At 38.9% G+C, this 20,357-nt stretch carries 16 protein-coding genes; 1 reads left to right on the top strand and 15 read right to left on the bottom strand.

The window, feature by feature from the left end:
- Nucleotides 1–24: 24 nt before the first annotated feature.
- From tssH to ABD005_RS13005, 15 genes are all read right to left on the bottom strand, one after another.
- A complete protein-coding gene (tssH, locus tag ABD005_RS13075; protein WP_343817944.1) occupies nt 25–2,832 on the bottom strand; it encodes a type VI secretion system ATPase TssH in 2,808 nt (935 codons plus the stop codon).
- Nucleotides 2,833–2,852: 20 nt separating this feature from the next.
- Nucleotides 2,853–3,839 (bottom strand): type VI secretion system baseplate subunit TssG, encoded by a 987-nt coding sequence (locus tag ABD005_RS13070; protein ID WP_343817942.1) that lies wholly within the window; start codon nt 3,837–3,839, stop codon nt 2,853–2,855.
- Nucleotides 3,839–5,554 carry a type VI secretion system baseplate subunit TssF gene (tssF, locus tag ABD005_RS13065; RefSeq protein ID WP_343817940.1) on the bottom strand — a complete coding sequence of 572 codons (1,716 nt, stop codon included), beginning with the start codon at nt 5,552–5,554 and terminating at the stop codon, nt 3,839–3,841. The genes ABD005_RS13070 and tssF overlap by 1 nt, the downstream gene beginning before the upstream one ends.
- Nucleotides 5,555–5,609: 55 nt before the next feature.
- Nucleotides 5,610–6,020, bottom strand: a complete 411-nt coding sequence (gene tssE / locus ABD005_RS13060) for a type VI secretion system baseplate subunit TssE (protein ID WP_343817938.1) — start codon at nt 6,018–6,020, stop codon at nt 5,610–5,612.
- A 75-nt stretch (nt 6,021–6,095) separates the two neighbouring features.
- Nucleotides 6,096–6,581, bottom strand: a complete 486-nt coding sequence (locus tag ABD005_RS13055; RefSeq protein WP_343817936.1) for an Hcp family type VI secretion system effector — start codon at nt 6,579–6,581, stop codon at nt 6,096–6,098.
- A gap of 157 nt (nt 6,582–6,738) precedes the next feature.
- Nucleotides 6,739–7,023, bottom strand: coding sequence for a hypothetical protein (locus ABD005_RS13050; protein WP_343817935.1), 285 nt, complete (start codon nt 7,021–7,023; stop codon nt 6,739–6,741).
- A 28-nt stretch (nt 7,024–7,051) separates the two neighbouring features.
- The gene (gene tssC, locus ABD005_RS13045; protein WP_343817934.1) at nt 7,052–8,572 is read right to left on the bottom strand and encodes a type VI secretion system contractile sheath large subunit; all 1,521 of its coding nucleotides are present in this window, start codon (nt 8,570–8,572) and stop codon (nt 7,052–7,054) included.
- Nucleotides 8,573–8,584: 12 nt separating this feature from the next.
- Nucleotides 8,585–9,094, bottom strand: a complete 510-nt coding sequence (tssB, locus tag ABD005_RS13040; protein WP_343817932.1) for a type VI secretion system contractile sheath small subunit — start codon at nt 9,092–9,094, stop codon at nt 8,585–8,587.
- 102 nt (nt 9,095–9,196) lie between these two features.
- Nucleotides 9,197–10,753: a TssA family type VI secretion system protein gene (locus ABD005_RS13035; RefSeq protein ID WP_343817931.1), complete on the bottom strand. Its 1,557-nt coding sequence runs from the start codon at nt 10,751–10,753 to the stop codon at nt 9,197–9,199.
- Between the two features lie 2 nt (nt 10,754–10,755).
- Entirely contained in the window at nt 10,756–11,757 is a 1,002-nt protein-coding gene (gene tagF, locus ABD005_RS13030; RefSeq protein WP_343817930.1) for a type VI secretion system-associated protein TagF, read from the bottom strand.
- 9 nt (nt 11,758–11,766) lie between these two features.
- The gene (gene tssM, locus ABD005_RS13025) at nt 11,767–15,435 is read right to left on the bottom strand and encodes a type VI secretion system membrane subunit TssM (protein WP_343817929.1); all 3,669 of its coding nucleotides are present in this window, start codon (nt 15,433–15,435) and stop codon (nt 11,767–11,769) included.
- 1 nt (nt 15,436) lies between these two features.
- Nucleotides 15,437–16,168: a type IVB secretion system protein IcmH/DotU gene (gene icmH, locus ABD005_RS13020; RefSeq protein WP_343817927.1), complete on the bottom strand. Its 732-nt coding sequence runs from the start codon at nt 16,166–16,168 to the stop codon at nt 15,437–15,439.
- 41 nt (nt 16,169–16,209) lie between these two features.
- Nucleotides 16,210–17,550, bottom strand: a complete 1,341-nt coding sequence (tssK, locus tag ABD005_RS13015; RefSeq protein ID WP_343817926.1) for a type VI secretion system baseplate subunit TssK — start codon at nt 17,548–17,550, stop codon at nt 16,210–16,212.
- Nucleotides 17,550–18,017, bottom strand: coding sequence for a type VI secretion system lipoprotein TssJ (gene tssJ, locus ABD005_RS13010; protein WP_343817925.1), 468 nt, complete (start codon nt 18,015–18,017; stop codon nt 17,550–17,552). Before tssJ ends, tssK begins: the two co-directional genes overlap by 1 nt.
- A 20-nt stretch (nt 18,018–18,037) precedes the next feature.
- Entirely contained in the window at nt 18,038–18,538 is a 501-nt protein-coding gene (locus tag ABD005_RS13005) for a hypothetical protein (protein WP_343817923.1), read from the bottom strand.
- Nucleotides 18,539–18,889: 351 nt separating this feature from the next.
- Here ABD005_RS13005 and ABD005_RS13000 point away from each other — a divergent pair.
- Nucleotides 18,890–20,357: contractile injection system protein, VgrG/Pvc8 family (locus tag ABD005_RS13000; protein ID WP_343817921.1), on the top strand; the 1,468-nt coding region annotated here is incomplete at its 3' end.

The following is a 20,357-nucleotide window of genomic DNA, read 5'->3' as shown; positions in this document are numbered from 1 at the left end:
TCTCCATTTAGTTATTTGATGCAATTAAGCTACCGCAGTTTCTGCTGGGGAATCGGCAAATATAGCTTCTATTTTACCATTATCATCAAGTGTTAAGGTTAAAATATCTGGCATATCATCTTCCGCCATAAACTCTAATACTGAGCGCGCTATACCTGGTAGTATTTGCTGCTCTATCATAGCATTAACCATGCGAGCGCCTGAATCTGACATTTGACATTGAGAGGTAATATAACGTACCACATCGCCGTCAACACGTAATTCCATTTGGTGATTACTCATTAAGCGTTTTGCTACCGCTTCTAGTTTTAAAGCGACAATTGAGCCTAAAGCGTCATGGTCTAATGGTAAAAAAGGGATCACTTGCATACGGGCTAACAAGGCAGGCGCAAAAAAGGTCAATAGCTCAGGTTTAATTGTTTCAATTAGGCTACCTAGCGTTGGCCGTTGCCATACACTTTCTTGTGCGAGTGATAATTCACAAACACCTTCTTCATCATGGATATCGCTATTGGCATCGCTATTTAGCTCAACGTTAGACTCTGTCACACTGTCAGGTTCCACTTCTGTTAGCGCTGTTGGTTCCGCGACTTCGCTATCTAAAGTTTCTTCAACAAGCGGCTCTTCGCATTGATCAATTAATGTTTGTGAGCCTAAATTTGAGGTCATTAAAATAATAGTATTTCTAAAGTCTATTTCACGCCCTTCGCCATCACGCATAAAGCCACGTTCAAATACTTGATAAAAGAGGTTCATTACATCAGGGTGTGCTTTTTCTACTTCATCTAATAAAACAACCGAGTAAGGTCTTTGTCTAACCGCTTCGGTTAGTACGCCACCTTCACCATAACCAACATACCCTGGTGGTGAGCCTTTCAGTTGTGACGCGGTATGTGACTCTTGATACTCACTCATGTTAATAGTGGTTAAAAACTTTTCACCGCCAAACATTTCATTAGCGAGTGTTCTCGCCGTTTCAGTTTTACCAATACCTGACGGTCCGACAAGTAAAAATACACCTAATGGCCCTTCTGAGGCGCTTACACCGGCTTTGCTTACGCGTAATGATTGCGCAAGTTTTGCTAAGCCATCGTTTTGACCAATAACGACATTGCTCAATGCGTCTTCTAAAGAAATTAATGTACTTATTTCGTCTTTAACCATAGAGCCTGCTGGAATGCCGGTCCACTCAGCAATAATTTCAGCAACGGCATCAGCATCAACTTCAGAAAAAAGCCCATTGCCTTCGGCATTTTGCTGCTTTAATTGCTCGCGCATTTGCAATAACTGCTCATTAATATTTTCGCCATTTGCTTGTGCTGTTTTTAATTCATTAATGATATTAAGTGTAGATTTTTGGCTTTCTCTGTCACCTAACATACGCGCAAGCGTTTCAGTTGATGTTATTTGTTCACTGTTCAGTTGCTCAATTAAGCCACTTTTTATACTAATGCCTTGCGTTTTTTCTGTTTGCAAGTTGTCAATTCTTCGCTCTAAATAAGCAAGATGTTCTATTTCTGCTTCAATAGCTGCGGGTTCAGTAGCACTAGACATACGTACACGCGCAGCCGCAGTATCCAGTACATCTATCGCTTTATCGGGTAAGTAGCGTCCGGTAATATAACGGGCTGACAAGGTAACCGCGGCTTCAATAGCGTCATCGGTAATTTGAATATTATGGTGACTTTGATAACTCGCTTTTAAGCCAGAAAGCATCAGTTTTGCGGCTTGCTCTGATGGCTCTTCTACTTTAATTAACTGAAAACGACGCTCAAGTGCCGCATCACGTTCAAAGTATTTTTTATATTCCGACCATGTAGTAGCGGCCACAGTACGTAACTCTCCACGTGCTAATGCGGGTTTAAGTAAGTTCGCGGCGTCACTCATGCCTGCATCACCGCCAGCACCAATTAAGGTGTGCGCTTCATCAATGAACATGATAATAGGAATGTCTGACTCTTTTACTTCATCAATCACTTGCTTTAATCGACGTTCAAATTCACCTTTAACGCCAGCGCCTGCTTGTAATAACCCCATATCAAGAGTTAGCAGTCGTACGTTTTTCAACTCGTCAGGTACTTGTCCGTCAATAATGCGTTGCGCCATACCTTCGACAACAGCGGTTTTACCCACACCAGGCTCACCAACCATAATCGGGTTGTTTTTTCGACGACGACACAGCACATCAACCATCATGCGTATTTCATCATTACGCCCTAATACAGGGTCAATTTCACCACGTTCAGCTTTGCCAGTAAGATCATCACAAAAATCTTGTAAGGCTTGGCCAGTTTGTTGCGCACTAGAAGATTGAGTGCTGCCATTATTTGACTCAGGTTGTTTAGTAGCTAAGCGCTCACATGAACCTGCACAAATTTTTTCTTGATTAGCGCGTAAAAAATGCACATCAATTTTTGACATCAATTCAGGTAATGCCAGCACGGGGCTAAAGGGTGCTATATCAACTAAGGCATCAACTAATGCAACACCTGTGATCCAGTCGCCACCATAATTCATGTTGCTACTTAGCCATGCTTTTTCTAACCATTCATATAAACGTCTTGAAAAAACGGGCTTACTTTTACTACCCGCTGGTTGTGTGGTTAAGTGAGCTAACAAGGCTTGCCATATTTCATCTTGATCAACACCAAAAAAATGGAAAACACGCTCTAGGTCACCATTAGCGCCTTCTTCCATTAGTTTTATTAGCAAATGCTCAGGCAATACTTCATAGTGAGTTCTGCTACTTGAAAAACCTGCTGCATTTTCTAATGCCGCAGCAGTATGTCCATTTAACTTATCAATAAGTTGTTTAATGCCTTTTACATCCATTGTTTTATCCTTATGGCGATTTAAGTGTGTTGAGCCATTCGTTGTTTATATTGACTGTCTTTAAATTTTTTAAACTCTATAAGTTTTGATACTTCACCTACATGACTATTTATACCAAGTACTAATGCCTCATCCCCTAATAATTGGCTCGCTTTGTAGTCGTGATCGACATACATAGTACATTCCCAAGGTAGATCTGTTGGTAGTTGCGAGTCAACCAAGCGCTGTAACTGGAAGCCATTTTTACCGCCAGGGAAAAAACTATTCGCGGTATCTGCTGGCATTTTTCCAAGTTCAATCGTAACTTTTCCTCCCGAAACCAAAGCATTGTCACCTAATATTAAAGACTCCCCTAATATCGAGGTATCACTATTACCAAGGCTTGAGCTAGTACCAATTGGCTGCCAATGAGGGCTAGAGTCATCTATTCTAATTTGTTCGCTATAAAACTCATCATTGAGTAATTTGGCCATACCACAAGCGCTTGATACTTTAAGCACAGTAACACCTGCACTCGTAGCGGTATTTCTTCTCCCTGATAATATGCCATTCAATACTTGTTCAAATTGCTCAGAGCCAATGCCTTCTATTGTTAATTGTGTCTTTTTCCACGATTGATATAACAAGCAATAGTAAAGGTGATTAAACATATCTAGAAACGCACGTGTTCTGGCACCTGACTCTTCATCGCTTGCTGCTTGCTCTAGCAAATAATGCGGCATAGTTGAGTCTGCGCCGTACAATCCTGAGTAATTAGATTGCACATGAAAAACACCACGACCTTGTTTTAAGAGCGTACCTTTTTTAATGTCTGAGACGGGAAAGCCTAACTCTTTATTGGGTGTAATAAGCACTCGGCTACTTACACCTAACTTCATTTCATCTTGCTCTGCCCATTCTGTTTCAAGCAGGCGAAGCGCTTTAAACAGGCCAAATTTCCATGGCTGTGCTTGAAGTTTTTGTAAATTATCTGAGAGCTTACTCCAGCTAGGATGTTGTGATTTCATTAAATGTGCGCACTCTGCCCAGGCTCTATTTCCCAGACAAATTCCTGGTAACTCGGGATACATTCTATACGTGTCTGCATGCTTTGATTGATAGGCGCATACATAATAAAAAATTGATGTAACACTGAGGCAAAGTGGTAGACATCTGATTGACAAGCAAATTTACTTTCATCAAGACTAATATGAAGCTCTGCACCTTGCACAAAGATGCCGCGTTTTATTTGGTTTACTTTATTACTGCGTACCTCAATAATTGACTCTATTCGCCTTTTATTTTCTGCACGGGTTGACCAATCAAATAATGCCAGCAAACGTTTTAGCTCATTAGCATCAGCTAGCGACGAAAACTTTAAGTTTAATAAGCTAATGAGTTGCCAGTGTTGAGAATTATTGGGGCATTCTGTGTAATTAGAGGGGCGAGCAATATTACGTACCTTTAATAAAGAGGGCATACTCTTACCACCTTGGTTAAGCTGCCCCTCTCTTATCGTTTGCTTAGGCCAACGACCATTGTATGCGGTTAGCTCTAGCGATACTGTTTCATCGATACTGTTTTGCTCTATTGGTAACGAAACATAATGTACTGGTACAGCATCACCAATATCTTTGATTGTTAAGGTATATAAACGCTGTTCGTCACCAAAAATACTGTGATAACGTGGTGTATATTCGTAAGCTTGTGATGTTAGCCTCTCTCGTCCTTCGACACTATTAACGGAATAAGTAAAAATGCTATTGCGTTTATCGCGATCGGGCACCACCATATATTCTGTTTGATTTAATTCTAATCTTACTGGCTCAGCATCTTGTGCAAATAAATTAATACCAACAACACAATTAAGTTTCATATTAGCTGCGCTGAGTTTATGGCCAGGTGGTAGCTTAATGACTGACTTAATAACTATATCAAAGCTATCACAACGCTCTGGCAACTCAAATTGGCTATTAAAATCTATGTCGATAAAATTAAAACGCTCTTTACCATTAAAATAATCATGCAATAACGCATAGCCAGGATGACTTGTTGATGCATTTGGCAATAAAGCGCTACCCTGGTTTAAATTAGCCGGTAAAACTTTAGCTTTAGGTAGTTTTCTATTAAACTGTTTATTAATGTCACCAAAATCAATGGAAATAGCTTCACTAGCACTCAATAGTAAATGGTATAAGCCACTAACCAGTGGTGTATCGCCATCTAAATAAAGGCGCAGTTTACTTAAGTCATAACTTTCTTTTTCGCCCTGACAAATCCACTTTACAGTAAAACGTAATTCAGAGCCTTCAAAAGTATCATGGCTTTGCGCGGCAACAATTTCTAAGGGCATCACATTAATATCATGACAAGTGGTAAACTTGCACTTTACATGTTCAATAGCATGCTCAGTGGTGATCTCTAAACCTTTCTCTACCAACAACGATTCTTGCATCGTATATTTGGGTGTAAACTGAAAAACAGTGGTTGACGGGTAAAAATTTAACAACGCTGGGCACAACTGCCTAAGCACTTGCTCTGATACTTCAGGAAGCGATTCGTCTAACCTTTTTTGAATATTAGCATTAAGGTAGGCAACCCCTTCAAGCAAACGCTCTACATGCGGATCTCGTTCTTTAATCGAGTCTATATTAAGCTGCCCTGCATGTTCTGGATAATGCTCCGCAAACTGCTTTCCCGCTTGAGTTAATAGTCGCATTTGAGCATCAAAATATTGTTGCACACATCTTCCTTGTTAAGTTTATTACTATCTAATCTGTAAATCTTTAGTCAATAGTTTATTGGTCGTTTAAAGCTGATTTCCTAAACACGTCAGCTTTACCACCTGATGCAAACTTAGTGCTAAATTGCAACGATAAACCACTCACTAAAAAAACCTGAATATCTAAATTAATAACGCAATCGTTTTGATTAATGTCCTTCGCTAATACATTGACATGGCGAACACGGGGCTCGTACTTTTCAATTAATTTTTTCACTTCAAACGCTAAGGTTTGCTGGGAGTAAGGTAAGCCTTCATAAATATTTTCGACATCAGGTAAACCATAATCACTCATATGAGCGAGCACGCCACGGCGAGAGTTAAGTAATGAGTTTAAATGTAAACAAACATTGTCTACTTCTTCTCGTTGCTCAGCCTCTACTGACTGATAACGAACCGGCTTAGCTAATTTATCAAATAAGGCCATAACAATGATATTACCCAATAAAGTAAAAATTCAGAAAAGGTACCGCTTAAAAAGCGGTACCAGCGTTAACTAATATTAACGACCTTCAGTCCATGAATCAGTGAACTCAATGTTGCCATCAAGGTATGTCCATGTGATTTTTTTATAACGTAATGAAACAGTTTCAAGATGCGGGTAACGCTCTTTATCTAAATCTTTAACGTTATGCATTGTTGGTGCAATTGACGTGATTTTTACATCTTCCAATTTTTGACAGAAGTACTCTCTTTCAGTACCCGTGTCATCAATGCGGTACCACTTAAGCTCAAGTTGCTTAAGTGTTTGACCATTAGCACAAGCTTTGTATAGGTATGGCGTAGAAGCATCAACTGCTTTTGTAATAACAAAAGGTTCATGTTTACGAGTACCTGTTAGTTCACCTGTATCGTTATCGATTGGAATACGTAACTCGTGATCAAAATGTAAAATTTCAATAGAACCTTCACGTTCTGCAACAGTTACTGAACCTTGGATATCATTTGCTTGGTCATCTTTCAACCACATATAAGCAGGAATTGCCATTGGGTATATCTCCTTTAAATTAACTAAATTTCCTAATTGATGGCATACACCTCTGTAAAATAAAATGCTATCCTACGGAGGTGCCCCAAAAAGCCCAGTGCCTTATGCCAAGGGGAACATCCCCTGAGCTGGCTGCAACCAGCTCAGGGAAATTACGCTATCTAACAATGACTAACTTTACGTCCTCAAAATAAATACTTGCTTGCCTGAGTGATTTATCTTTCAAAACTAACAACACACTATTTTCGCGAACTTCTTTAACATTGCCAGAAATAACCTGTTCATTTTTCAACACTAAATTTACATTTTCACCTATAGCTTGGTTAAGTTGTTCTGCAAATTGATACTTACCGCGAGTTGCCTCCACACCTTTTGCAGACACTTGACAAAATACGCCAATCATCAATAAAACAACGATTAATAAACAGCTACTCTGTTTCATTAACTTAACTTCCTATAGGCTCTGCTTATTACTTTTCTCCTGGCATTTGTCCTACCAAGGCTAAACGTACATCAACGCCTTCTACTTGGAAATGCGGCACAATATAGGTATTAACGCGGTAATAACCTGGGTTGCCTGGTATTTCAGAGACAGTTACACTGGCGTCTTTCAATGGGTGAGTAGCAATTAACTCTTCATCTGGGTTGTTCATTTTGGTAACCAATGAACCTAACCAGTCATTAAGCTGCTGCTCTAATTCATGGCGCGGCTTACTTGAACCAATATTTTCACGTTGTAATACCTTCATATAATGCGCGATACGCGATACTAAGAAAATATAAGGTAAACGTGAATTAATACGGGCATTAGCGGTTGCTTCGTTAGTATCGAACTCTGTTGGTCTTTGCGTGCTGTTAGCAGAGAAAAAACAAGCAAAATCAGAGTTTTGATAATAGCTTAACGGAATGAAACCTTGCGTTGCAAACTCCAACTCTTTAGTTTCTGAAATAATAACTTCTGTTGGAATTTTAGTTTCAAATCCGTTACCGGCTTCAAACGAATGCATCGGTAAGCTTTCAACTTTACCACCTGATTGTGGACCACGAATATTTACAGCCCAGCCATTTTTATGAAAGCTTTGAATGATATTGGCCGCAAACGTAAATGACGCATTACCCCATAGGTATTTGTCATCATTTTCACCCGTAACATCTTCTTTATAATTGAAGTTACGCACTGGATTACCTTCACCATAAGGTAAGCGCTGTAAGTAACGTGGAAATGACAGACCAATATAACGTGAGTCTTCGGTATTTCTAAAGTTTTTCCAACGTAAAAACTCTGCTCGGTCCATGTAAGAATTAAGATCTTGAATTTTAGCGACATCTTCTAATGAGTCTTTCAAGAAAAACTTAGCCCCAACACTACCTAAAAATGGACAATGTGCTGCAGAAGACACGCGAGAAATTTCTTGTAGTAAACTCACATCGGGCGCACTACAGTCAAACTCAAAATTAGAAATGATATTCGAATATGGCTCGCCACCTGGGGTATCATATTCTGCAGTATAAACATGCTTGTAAAGCGCTGACTGTGTGGTATCAGGTGCTTCATCAAAGTCATCACGTAAGGTTTCTTTATCAACATCAAGTAGCTCAATTTTAATATTTGAGCTATTTGGCGTACGGTTAATAATATATTGTAATGAGCGCCATGCTGACTCGATTCGTTGAAACTCTTCATTATGCAAAATTTCATCGAGTTGCTCTGAAATAATATTGTCTATTTTCGAGACATAATTATCAAGTAAGCCTTTATCGATACGAGTAACATTAGAGTTACTTGCCATATCTAAAAATACGCTTAGTGCGGCTGTTAATCGCTCGTCAGCTTTAGTTTCAGCTAGGCTATTTGCATCGCGAAATGACTCAATAGACACCTGGTCAGCTACTGGCGCAATATCAACCAAGCCACAGATGTTTTCATAGGTACTTTTAGCAACCGTTTCTTCAACAGTTGCTGCTACATTTAATTGTTCTTGCATTGACATAACTAAATCCCTCTATTCTGCCGCTTGGGCTTCTGCCAACGGTGCTATGGCTTCTAATTTTGCTTTTAACTCTTCAAGCTCTGGTTTGTTTTGTAATACACGCTCAAGCTCTTTGCGTAATGATGAGTTATCAAGCAAGTTTGATTTCAAGTCTTTAAGCAAATTACGCATCGCTATCATTTTATTAAGCTCTGGAATTTGCGCTGCTACTTGCTCAGGATCAAATGATTTAAATGAATCAAATGTTAAATCAATACCAATAGAGCCATCACCAGTGATTTTATTGTCTACATTAAACTTAGCTTGAGGCGCTGTATTTTTAAGAACTTGATTTATGTTGTTTTTATTAATAGATACCCGTTCTCGCTCAGCTAACTCTTCTTGGTTTTTACCATTAGAATAGTCACCCATTACCAACATTTTTAGTGGCAACTCTTTAGAGCTTGATGCTCCATTGGTTTCAAGCTCTAGAGATATATTTACGCGAGCTCTCGGAATTTCTTTTTGAAATGTATCAGACATAACTTTCCCTTTATTATTTCAATGTTATCCAACGCGCAAATAGCGCGAACTATTAAATTAACCTAGGTGCATCCTAGGCACGTTCCCAATAACTTGGGCTAATTAAATCCAACCTAAAGCAACTTCAGGCTGAGTTAAAATCATTTTTCCTTTCAGAATTTTACTACGCTCAGCTAGGTCAACTTCACCACTTGCTGCTAACGTGTCGAAACATAACACGGCATTTCGCCACACTTGCATAGCCAATGCAGGTTGCCATTGGTCGAGTTGTTGCTTTTCAATGCTCTCAACCAACTCTAAAAGCATTGGACCAGCAAAGTCATAACGCTCTGCGAGTAAGCATAATTTAGCTTTTATTAGCAATACCTGCGCGCGTTCATAAGCATTGCGTGTTACTAAAGTACTCACGGTTGTTAACGCAACCTCTAACTTACCTTGTTCTACTTGCGTTTTAGCTAATACTTCTGCTGCTTCAAACGCTTCATCATTAGGGTTACCTACTGTCGTTGATTGGGTAAACTGCGCGCTAATATCAGCAATAACATCTTTTGCTTTAGCACTACATAATGCGCTGCCATCATCGTATGTTAATTGGCTTAACTGTGGAAAGCGTACACTTAGCTGATATAAAGAAAACTCTAATTGCTGCGTAATAGTATTCTTCCCTAACCCCTTTAAAGCACTCAGCTGCATTATTTGTAAATCTAAATTAAAATGCATTGCACCTTCCATAAACAGCGCTTCTCCAAGTAACAATGCAGACAAGAAATCTTCATTGGCAAGTGCATTAACTATTGGGGTAAACGCCGTATTTCTTGGTGCAGGTATACGTGTTCTTCCTTGCTCGTTAGGGGGTAATTTCATATCTGACCACCGAGCTGCTCTTGATAAAGCGATAAAGCGTGATAAATTTTGCTTTTCTTTATCAAATGCTAATAGTTTCCGTAAAGCCTCATTGAATTGGTTGTCAGAATCAATAACATTTATTATGGGTGCACTCTTGATTGATCGCTCGCTAGTATTAGCATGCCCCGTATTTTCAACAACTTTAGCTGCTTGAGGCTCTGCTGAGGTATTAGTTTTTTCCACCACAGCTTTCTCAATTTCAACTGGATATTTTTTATTCAGTTTTTCAGCCCATTGCACAAACTCAGATAAGGGGCCTGCATTTTCATCTACTTTCTTTAGGGTTTCTGTACTATAAATAGCTAATTGCTTTTGTAATTCAACAATACGTTCTGGCTCAAAGTTATTTTTCTGCTCCACTAATGCAATAATGCGGCTTTGCTGACCAAGTAACCATACATGTACAGCTTTACGTGCTTTATCTTTTATTGGATGTAAGTCATCCCAAAAGTCTGTAACAAAGCCATTAATAAGAGCAAAACCATTCACTAACCCTTCAACACCATAATCACTTGCTGCTGCAAATAACACATAACTCGCAATACGTAAGTCTTTTGATTTATCGCTAAGCAATTGAGTGCTCGTAATAAAAATTTTTTTACAATCGAGTTCATTAACGCCTGAAAAGCTCGACTTTAAAAACTTAAAATCTTCTTCATACTTTAAGTCTTCACCGCAGATAACCTCGGTGAACGGAGTAGAAATATTATCTAACCAGGCTTGCCAGTTATCGTGTGTATAATGTTCTATCATAACTACGCTTTACACCAACGACGCAAAGCATCATACATACTAACATTATTCATTTTCGCTAATGATAATGACGCTTCTGATAAGGGCTCTGTGGCATTCAGCGCCTGAAGATCAATAATATTATTGTTTATCGATGAAGCAGACCAAATACTATCAAAATAAGATGGTGGCATTGGTGTAGTAAATATCGTTAAGCTAGCTGCACTACCGCAGCTCCCTATTTGATAAAAAACCCAAGGACGCCAGTTGTGATCTGCAACAACTACCGTAACTAAATGCAGCCAAAAAGCGGCAACCAACTCAAAACTATCCCCTAGACAGGGCATTGGAAAACGCAAACCTTGCTGACTACGTAAACACCCTCGATTAGCTATAGAGTTAAGCGTTAATGATGACTCATGAATCAGTAAGGCTCGAACATCTACATCTGCTATACCTACAGCATTCCATAATGTTTCCATTGGTATATGCCTAAATTTATCTAATAGCTGATTGATTCTAGCGGGCTGTTTCAAAGCATAAACAATATGATCTAACTTACTGGCTTGCTTTTGCATTGCTTCATCAGAGGTAGCAGAAAAAACTTCATCAACAAGCTGATATAAATGATTGAAATCATTGCTCTCATGTAAAAATAAAGCTGCAGGATGCAATCGATATAACTCTTGACCCGAGTTAACAAAGCTTACAAACGGATAGTGACGACCACTGCTGTCAATACTAGGTTTAATAACGCCCACTAAGTTAGCTTCACTTTCATTACCGGCCATAAAAAACAAGTTAGTTAACCCAAAACTAGTATCAGTACCTTTTTGCTGTAAAGAGTTACGAGAGGCATAAGAAAAGCCTTCTTTTATCCAATGGTCAAGCGCTATCGACTCCCTCGAGTTTACTTGAAATTTTAGAAAGTCGGGTTTAAATGCCGTTTTACCCAAATAACCATATTCATTCTTACGCAACACTGCTGGTGCGCTAACTTTGTTACGCTTAAATAAACTAAACATGGTGCATCCTTAATTTAACCTAGCAAGTGTTTTCACACTTTTTGTAGGTGCTACAAAAAGGGTTTTAGGTAAGCTAAATGACGTCATGGTGCTTTTATTAAAAATACCATTACTACGCCCAGACTTAAGCATAAACTTTGCTGACAACTTTATTTCAGTGCTTTCATCTTGCTCTTCAAGAGACCAATTAACAGCATACTCTGTTCCTCGGATCCATTTTATATTGGCAACACTTAATACTCTTAACAATGCCCAAGGACCTGTTCGCTCAATGCTTACTTTATTACCTTGACGGTCAATCGCATAAATACGCGCAGCTTCGGTAGTCCCTTTACCCGGCCAGCTAAACTTACGCCACTCTTCAGGTTCATTTCTATAACGATAAGACTGCTCGCTAAAACCTAAGTAAGTTTCACGAATACCTTGTTGCGGTACAGGCAATACTTGAAACTGAAATTGTGACGTATCACTACCTTTAGAAAATAATGAGCGAGTAACGCCATTGGCTTTGTGAAGACCAGCTAAAAACTTCTTACTAAAGCCTATGCCCATGTTATTCCAAGTACGCTCTTCCCACTTACCTTTACGTTTTTTCAAAAACGGGTCTAATTGTTCTTCAACAAATTTCCATAAAATACCCGAACGCGCATTCAGCAATTCAGAAACATCGGCAACAGCGGCATCTGGTCCTTTAGAGTGGAATGGGAACTTTCCTCTAATCCCTTCTTCGTATAATGTAAACACTTGCTCTTGCCATTCTTCATCTAGCTGGCGACGAGAAACGGTTGCAATAGCCTGGAATGTAGAGCGTAAAGGACTTTTAAATAACCCTTCTAATGATTGTTTAGCAATAGGGTCTAATGCTCTAAGCTGACTTTCAACAACGATCCAAGACCCTTGTAAGCCACTGTCAGAGTCTTCTCCACTGAGCAAGTCTTGTGCAAACTCCATCACTTGGGCGTCAGACTCATTACTACTCATCAAGGTTTTTACATCACTATGTACCGTACTTAATATGCTGATATATTGTTGTAAAAAGTCACTGACTTGACCTTGCTCTTTCGTATTGGTAAAGCGCCTTAAGTCAGCTAAGCGTCCTTCTAATTCAGGCACACGCTTCATAATATTTTTTGAGATATCAACATTACTTTGCTCAGCAAGCAATTTAACATCAAGCGATACTGAGTCTAAGGCTGAACTAGGATTATCACTTAAATTAATGTTTTTATTTATGTTTAACATTAATTCGGCAAAAGGCCCTTCAAGTGAACTCAATGTACCCATTGAAATACTGGTATCAGCCAAGCCACTAAAGGATTTAACCTTTGCCGACTCAAGTAACGCAAGCCAATGGTTAGCATAGTCTTTAAAATATAATGAACGTATTGCTTTTTCTAATACCGTTGCTTTGGCGCTATCAACTAGGTTTTCACCGTGTTCATTAGCCGTTCCCATAGTCCAATCACCAGAACTAACAACCGTAACAACACGTTTCATTTCAGCATGAAAATATTCTTGCCAACCTTTTCTGGTGAACGCATATGGAATTTGATAGTCGCCTACAAATAGCTTTTCATTTTTATTATTCAGTAAGGTTTTTAATGACGTGGCCTTTTTCTTAGCGGCTTTACTGGCAATAATTTGTCTATATAGCGGCTCAGGCTCTGGTTGAGTATCAAGCTGTAAACGAGCAAGATTAACCATTGCCTCATCACTTACCCAATAAGCAATACGACCAGCATTATCAATATCTGTACCTAAGTGCTCTATATAGGCTGCTAAAATAAGATCTATTTTACTAGAAAAGTCTTGAAATTCTTCTTGCGCCAATTCAAACCCTAAAATAGGTTGCCAATGCTTTTTTAGCTCCGCAATAGCAAATGTTTTATCCATTTTGTCAGGGTGTAATGAAAACATAAGCTGTAACTTTAATAAGCTGTAATACTCTTGTCTTAGCTCATTTTTTCTATCCATGTCTTCAGCATCTTCCCATTTAGCACTTAATTGCAGTAGCTGCTGATTTACTGAACGCTGAATAGGCTGTGAGATTAAGGCTTCCATTTCTTGCAATAAAACAGAGGTAACAGCATCAAGGGTTTCATCACCTTCATATATGCCTAAAACAAAGCGCCATGGTAGCTCTTCTTCAAAAGCTAATAACTGTTGCTGATGATCAAAAACATCAATAAACGCTTGAATTCGGTCAGCCGGCTCATCAGTATTTACCGCTAATTCAACTAAGGTATCAACCTTCTCTTGACCTGAAGAAATTAACAAAGAGTTCATGGTATAGGACGTCATCAATAACGCCACTGCACCGGCAATACTCGCTAATGTAGCCGAAACCGATAAGCCTTTTAACCAGCGTTGTATTTTACGTTCGCGACGGTTGCCTCGAGTTAGATCTTGCAGCTTAAAAACAACATCATTAAAAAAACGATTAATGAAGTAACTTTTAGTTATCGTTTCTTGATTTTGTTCAATAGCAACCGAGCAAAATTGCTCTCTAACGCCTGACAAAATACGTTCAACTGGCGTGCCTTCTTGCGTACCCGATGTAAAATAAACACCTGCAAACCAAGGAACTTCTTGATAAGGATTAGCTTTAAAGAGTAAGTTAACAAACTCTGTTAATTTAATTGAGGCAGCTTTAAACTGATTTGGAAAGTCTACAATAAGCGCCTTGCGATGTAAGTTTCTTTCTCGAGCGAGTTTGCCTAAGCGCTGTTCACATAAACGCTCGTATAATAACTCCATACGCTCTTCAAATAACTCAGCGGGATCTTGACTTTGATCTTCACTTTCATCCAGTAAATACGCACCCCACACCTGCTCCCTTTCTTTCTCTGACAAGTCAGCAAAGAAAGGTTCAAAACCACTAATTAAATCTGCTTTAGTAAACGTAATATGAACAGGAAAAATAACCCCTAATTCATTAATGAGTTCTTGAATACGCTCGCGCACCATTTTCACATGTTGGCGAATACTCTCACTATCACCTGTTAGAATATCGGCAACACTAATAGCAACAATTACCCCATTAACGGGTAATTTAGGACGGTGTTTTTTTAATAAGCCTAAAAACGATAGCCACTCTTTATTATCTGATGATTCGGTGGTGTAACGTCCTGCAGTATCAATTAAAACCGCTTGATCTGAGAACCACCAATCACAATTTCGTGTGCCACCAAAGCCCTGAACATGAAGTTCATTAGAATTAGCATAAGGAAAATGCAAGCCAGAATTAGCAAACAGTGTACTTTTTCCAGTTGCCGACGGACCAATAATCATATACCAAGGCAGTGCATATAACGCTGCATTACCACGGTGCCCTGCGCCTAAATGTGATGTTTTTAATGACTGAAGTACATCAGTCATTTTAGTTTGTATTTCTTCTATTTCAGCTTGTGAACCTGCATTATGTGTGGCCAATTCAGCAACAAGCTTATCACCTGAACGCTTAGTCCATAACCAACGAGCGATTAAAAAAATAACAAATGCAGCAAATACCGCAAGCATTGCCATTATTTTTTTATCTACCGTATCTAACCCCACTAAATGGCCAGCAAACCATACAATGCTTAATACAGCAATAAAGCCAATAAATTGCCCTGCGGCTCTTGAAGATGCTAAACCAAGTAAAAAGTGTACTAGGCCACTTGTATTGCGTCCTGCCATGTTATTCACTTTCTCCATTATCTTCTGGTTTGTTAAGTTGCTGTAATACAGCTAATTTTGTTTCAATTACTTGGTTGCTACTCTTTGCATCTTTACTGATCACATAATGAAAGCCCATATATAGAAACATAATCACACTAAAGCAAATGCTAAAAATAACCCAATAAGGTAGGTTCCTACCCACCTTCATTACAAAACCTTCACTTGGCGTTCCATAAGTAGAGAGTTGCGTATTAACAACCTCTGTTGAGTCTTCTAACTGTGCTCGTATATCAACAATTAGGGCTTTTAATTGTTCAAGCCCTTTAACCTTATAAGTGCCTTCAAAACCCAGTTGCAAGCAAATATAATAAACCTCTAAGACTTTAAGTTTATTTTCACTACCCATGCGTAGCTTTTCCATACGCTCAAAAAATTCTTCACCTGCACGGTTATTGCCATAAAACTCTAATTGTAATGGTCTGCTCATCCAGCTCATTTTAAAACTGGCACCTGAGCTCATCACTAACTCATCACAAGTAGCCGTTAACGCAAACTTAGCCTCTTGCATTTGTGATGTGGTTATCTGATTTTCATAACACTTGCGCTCAAATTGATCAAAACACTCAATAATTTCTTCGCGAAAATTATCAGAGATTTTGCTCACATCGCTATGTATTTTTAATGGCATTAATGCATGTATTACCGGGGCAATACAGGCAAGAAGATCGGGAGTTTTTTCTGTAGAATCCATCAAATATTTCTCTAACTTATATCCATGCTTTAAAAGCAAGCTTAATTTTTATCAACAATCACAATTTCTATACTGGCTTGTTGCAAACTATAAGGCACAAATACTGCCAAACTTTGCTCTTCAACAATCTGTTGCCAAATATGACCATGAGACTCTAAACGAAAGTACTCATAGCCACTTTTTACCGCTAATTTATTTGGCGTACGCTGGCAGTGGCTAACCGATAGACCATTAAGTGCTGACGTAACAATAATATCAATTTTATCAGCAGAGCCTATTTTCACTTGCTCGCCAAATGTATCAATCCATTTACTGTCAGAAGACTCAAAATATACCGCTAAATAAAAATCGTTATTGGCCAACTGAGCAGAGTCAATAGTAGCAATTTGATAAAGTGCATCAGAGAGCTTTTCAAGTCGAAGCCCTGACATTTTTTTAGGTACAACACCATCGAGTAACTGTGTAATCATTTGCTCAAACTGAGCAAAAACTTCCGTTAAATTTTTATGTTGATATGACGGTAAAGACTCTATTAGCTGACTATGCTCAAATAATGAAATACGACTTAACAATTGCGTAAACTCGCTATATAAGCGCTCGGGGTGAACATTAACCATTTGCTTTAAATGCGATAACATTTTAGCGCTAGGTAGCATGCCACTGAGCAATAAAAAGCTATTCATTTCATTTGGCCCAAAGTCAGTAACCGCTCCTAAACCTTTTCGTCTATTTAATAAAACATTAGCTTTAGCGTTAACCAAGTTATTTGTACGATTGAGTAACTCGTTTAAATACCCAGACGCACTAATATCTAATAAAGGAGGAATAAATTTTTCATTCAACGCAAAGTGACCATCTGCGCCACGTTCAATTTGAAATAAAGGTAAAACATCAAAATAGGTTTGAATGTCTGCGTCGGTAAAAAGCATTAACTTAGGTTGAGCGATCATTATTTCACGAGTACGTGAAGCATCATGTTGATCATTGACCTCTATATAATCGGCTTCAAATGCTGATAATTGCCCAGTGTTGTTATAACCACTAATACCTGAGCTGGCATTATTAGAAGCAATCCCGACATAAATAGTAATCACCGCTTGATTTTGTGGAAGCGTCAGCGTTAATTCATGATTTAGAGTACGACTAAACTCAATATAGCGGCCATTCTCTAAAACAAAATCAAGCTGCAATATATCAAGTAAACCACGAGCGAGTGCAGTTGAGTCAATAGAGATACGTTTAAAGCCATACGCAATGGGTGACTGAATAAATTGTCGTTTTGCTTGAACATACTCTTGATATTCATCAAATAATTGTAGGTGCTGTTGACCCAGCAAAACCCCTTCAGCCCAAATAGGCTTTTTATTTGCAGACAGTGACATTATTCAGTTTCTTTTTTTACATTCGGCAATGAAATAGCATTACTGGTAAGTAATACATCTAACGACGTAGATAACTGTACCGTTCCTGAATCAAGCTCATGATACACACGCCAATTTTCATCTGAGCGGTCTCTAAATAACGCTAAAACTGCAACATACTTAGCTTCTTCAGCTTGCTCAAAATCAATACTCAGCTTATCTGATGGGTTAACCGTTCGCTCTGCTACTGTGATCAATGAATTAGCTAAAACTGACTTGTCTGATTTCCATAGCTCTTCAAATGTTGCGCTTTTAAAACCTTGCACATCGGTTAATTGGTATATACGCAATACCACAGGTAGTGCTTCATCAAATTCATTTAAATTTAAATTGTCAGTTGCTGATACATCAAGTTTGACTTGGGTTGAAGAACAAGCTGTTAAAAAACAAACAAAACAAAGTGTTGCAAATAATTTTACTGATTTCATGATACTACCTAGTTATTTTATTATGGGATTTTATTGATTAATTTTTGTTCTAGAATTGGGCAGATAACTTGTTCAAATCGTGACTTAGCACAAGATTTCCAGTCATTGTGTTTGCCTAATAACTTATTGAAAATGCTGGTATTCGACTTCTGTTTTTGAGTATTGTTAAATGCTTCAACAACAAAGAGATCCATAGAAGAGATCAATTTAGATTGTACTGATAATAAGTCGTTATTAAGCAAGGAGAAGTCGTCAACGCTATAGTGTTCAAATGAACAACAATCAGCAAGTTCGGTATTAATGAGCACCAAAAACAATTCTAACGTTTGGCTGCTAAATACACGGTGATAAGCTAAACCAACTTGGTCTAATAACGAAGAAACTAAGCGGCTTTGCGTCCAAACAGAAGAAATAAAGCATTGTTTAAAAGCGTTTTGAGTAGGCGATTCTGCTGATGAATTTACTGAAGAATGATCACTTAATTGTTGTGATGGGTTCACATTATGTTGAGCAAAGTCCATATGCTGTATTCATCCTTAAATTAATGCTAATAGTTAACCAACTTACCTAAACTAATAAATAAGTAGTAACTGTTGCTGTGCTTTTAATCAGTTATGCGACCAAGCGGCACAATATTCATCCTTGATTTGCTTCGGCATGATAGCCGTTTTTATTGGCATGTCAAATGAAAATTTATCTCATTAAAATGTTCCCCCGGTAGTCAATTGATTTTAAAAGAATTAAAATAAAATATACAATATTGAACAGTTAGCCAAAATAGAACAAAATTTAAAAACAGGTTGCACTGCTTGATAATTTAGTTACCATGCGCTACAGGATTTTATTTTGAATTTTTCGTTAAGGATGACGATTTGGCCACCCCGCGTTTATTAGTCACTTGTGCAAACACCGTCTATGCTGCAAATTATTTACAAGGCAGCGATACTTTAAGTGAAAAGTCTCACTATACGGTAATTGTTGATACGCTCGACATAACAACTCTACAACAAGGTTTGGGCCAACCCGCTTGCTTAAATTTCATTGCCAGCGATGGTTATGCTCGCCCGTTAAACCTAACTCTACTTGCCATTGAAGACAAAGGGCTTATTGGCGCAAATTTGGCCCAGCGCGATAGCTTAAAAAGACGTTACCAACTTACCCTAGGGCCACGACTAGCCCTGCTTGACCAACAGCAACACTCGCGTATTTTTATTGACGTTAACTTAACGGACTTATTAGTCAAACTACTAAGCGATGCGGGTTATCACGAAGGCCAAGTATCTTTTACCCTCGCCACGCCACCGCCACATTTAAGCCAATGCGTACAAGCAATGGAGTCAAACGCAGCATTTTTTAATCGTCTACTGCGTCAATACGGTTTGTTTTATTGGTTTGACTCAGTCGGTGACGATGCGGGTATTGTCATTAGCGACAACAACTCATCAAGCCCTTATCTTGAACGAGGCTTATTACAAGTTCATCATGGCTCAGGCTTTAGTGCCGACATAGTACCAAGCCAATCAGTAAGTGATATTGCCGCCCAAGGTTTTGTCGGTTTTACCCAATGCCAATACACCACGCAAGTTTCACAAGGGCTTGCCAGCGCGATATCGGCTGACTATCGCCTTGAAGGAGAAGACCTTACCGCTCATAATTATGCACAGCCAGTATCGTTAACCGCCGATGCTGCCAGTACTGTAGCGCAGCACCAAAGCCAAGCACTCAATATTTTTGAGCAAGTGATTACCTTAACAGGTAACGTGCCCGATATATTTGCAGGCTGCTCTTTTTCGCTGCACGATACCTCAGGCATTAATGCCAGTGGTGATTATTTATGTATTAACGTTGAACATTTTTGCCAACAACCATCCGATGAAACCAGCCAAGACGGCTTAAGTAAATATTACTGTGTGGTGAGTGCTATTCCGCGTAGTCAGCCTTTTAAATTACCGTTTGAAGAATTTGCACCATTGCCTATGGTGTTTTCCGCGAAAGTTGAGTCAATAACAGCTTCAGCCACACTCACCGACACCGGTGAATATTTCACTAAATTAGGCTTTGACCAAAGCGCTCAAGCACCTTTAACCAGCACCAAACCTTTACGAAGGTTAGTGAATTATGCATGTGCTAATCAACCTCATGCCACCGGCTGGCATTTTCCGTTAATTGATAATACCCAAGTGTTAATTGGTTGTTTAAACAACGACCCATCGCAAGCCTACCTCCTTGGTTTTGACATGAACGACGACCAACCGGCGGTGGTAAACAGTGAAAACCATTGGTATAACCGCCTTATCTCACGCTCAGGTCACGAGTTGCGCTTTGATGACGATGACATTA

Origin of the sequence: Colwellia asteriadis (assembly GCF_039523295.1) — a bacterium.
Classification (GTDB): domain Bacteria; phylum Pseudomonadota; class Gammaproteobacteria; order Enterobacterales; family Alteromonadaceae; genus Colwellia; species Colwellia asteriadis.
The sequence above is the reverse complement of the archived record's forward strand: the minus strand, read 5'-3'. Positions and strand labels throughout refer to the sequence as shown.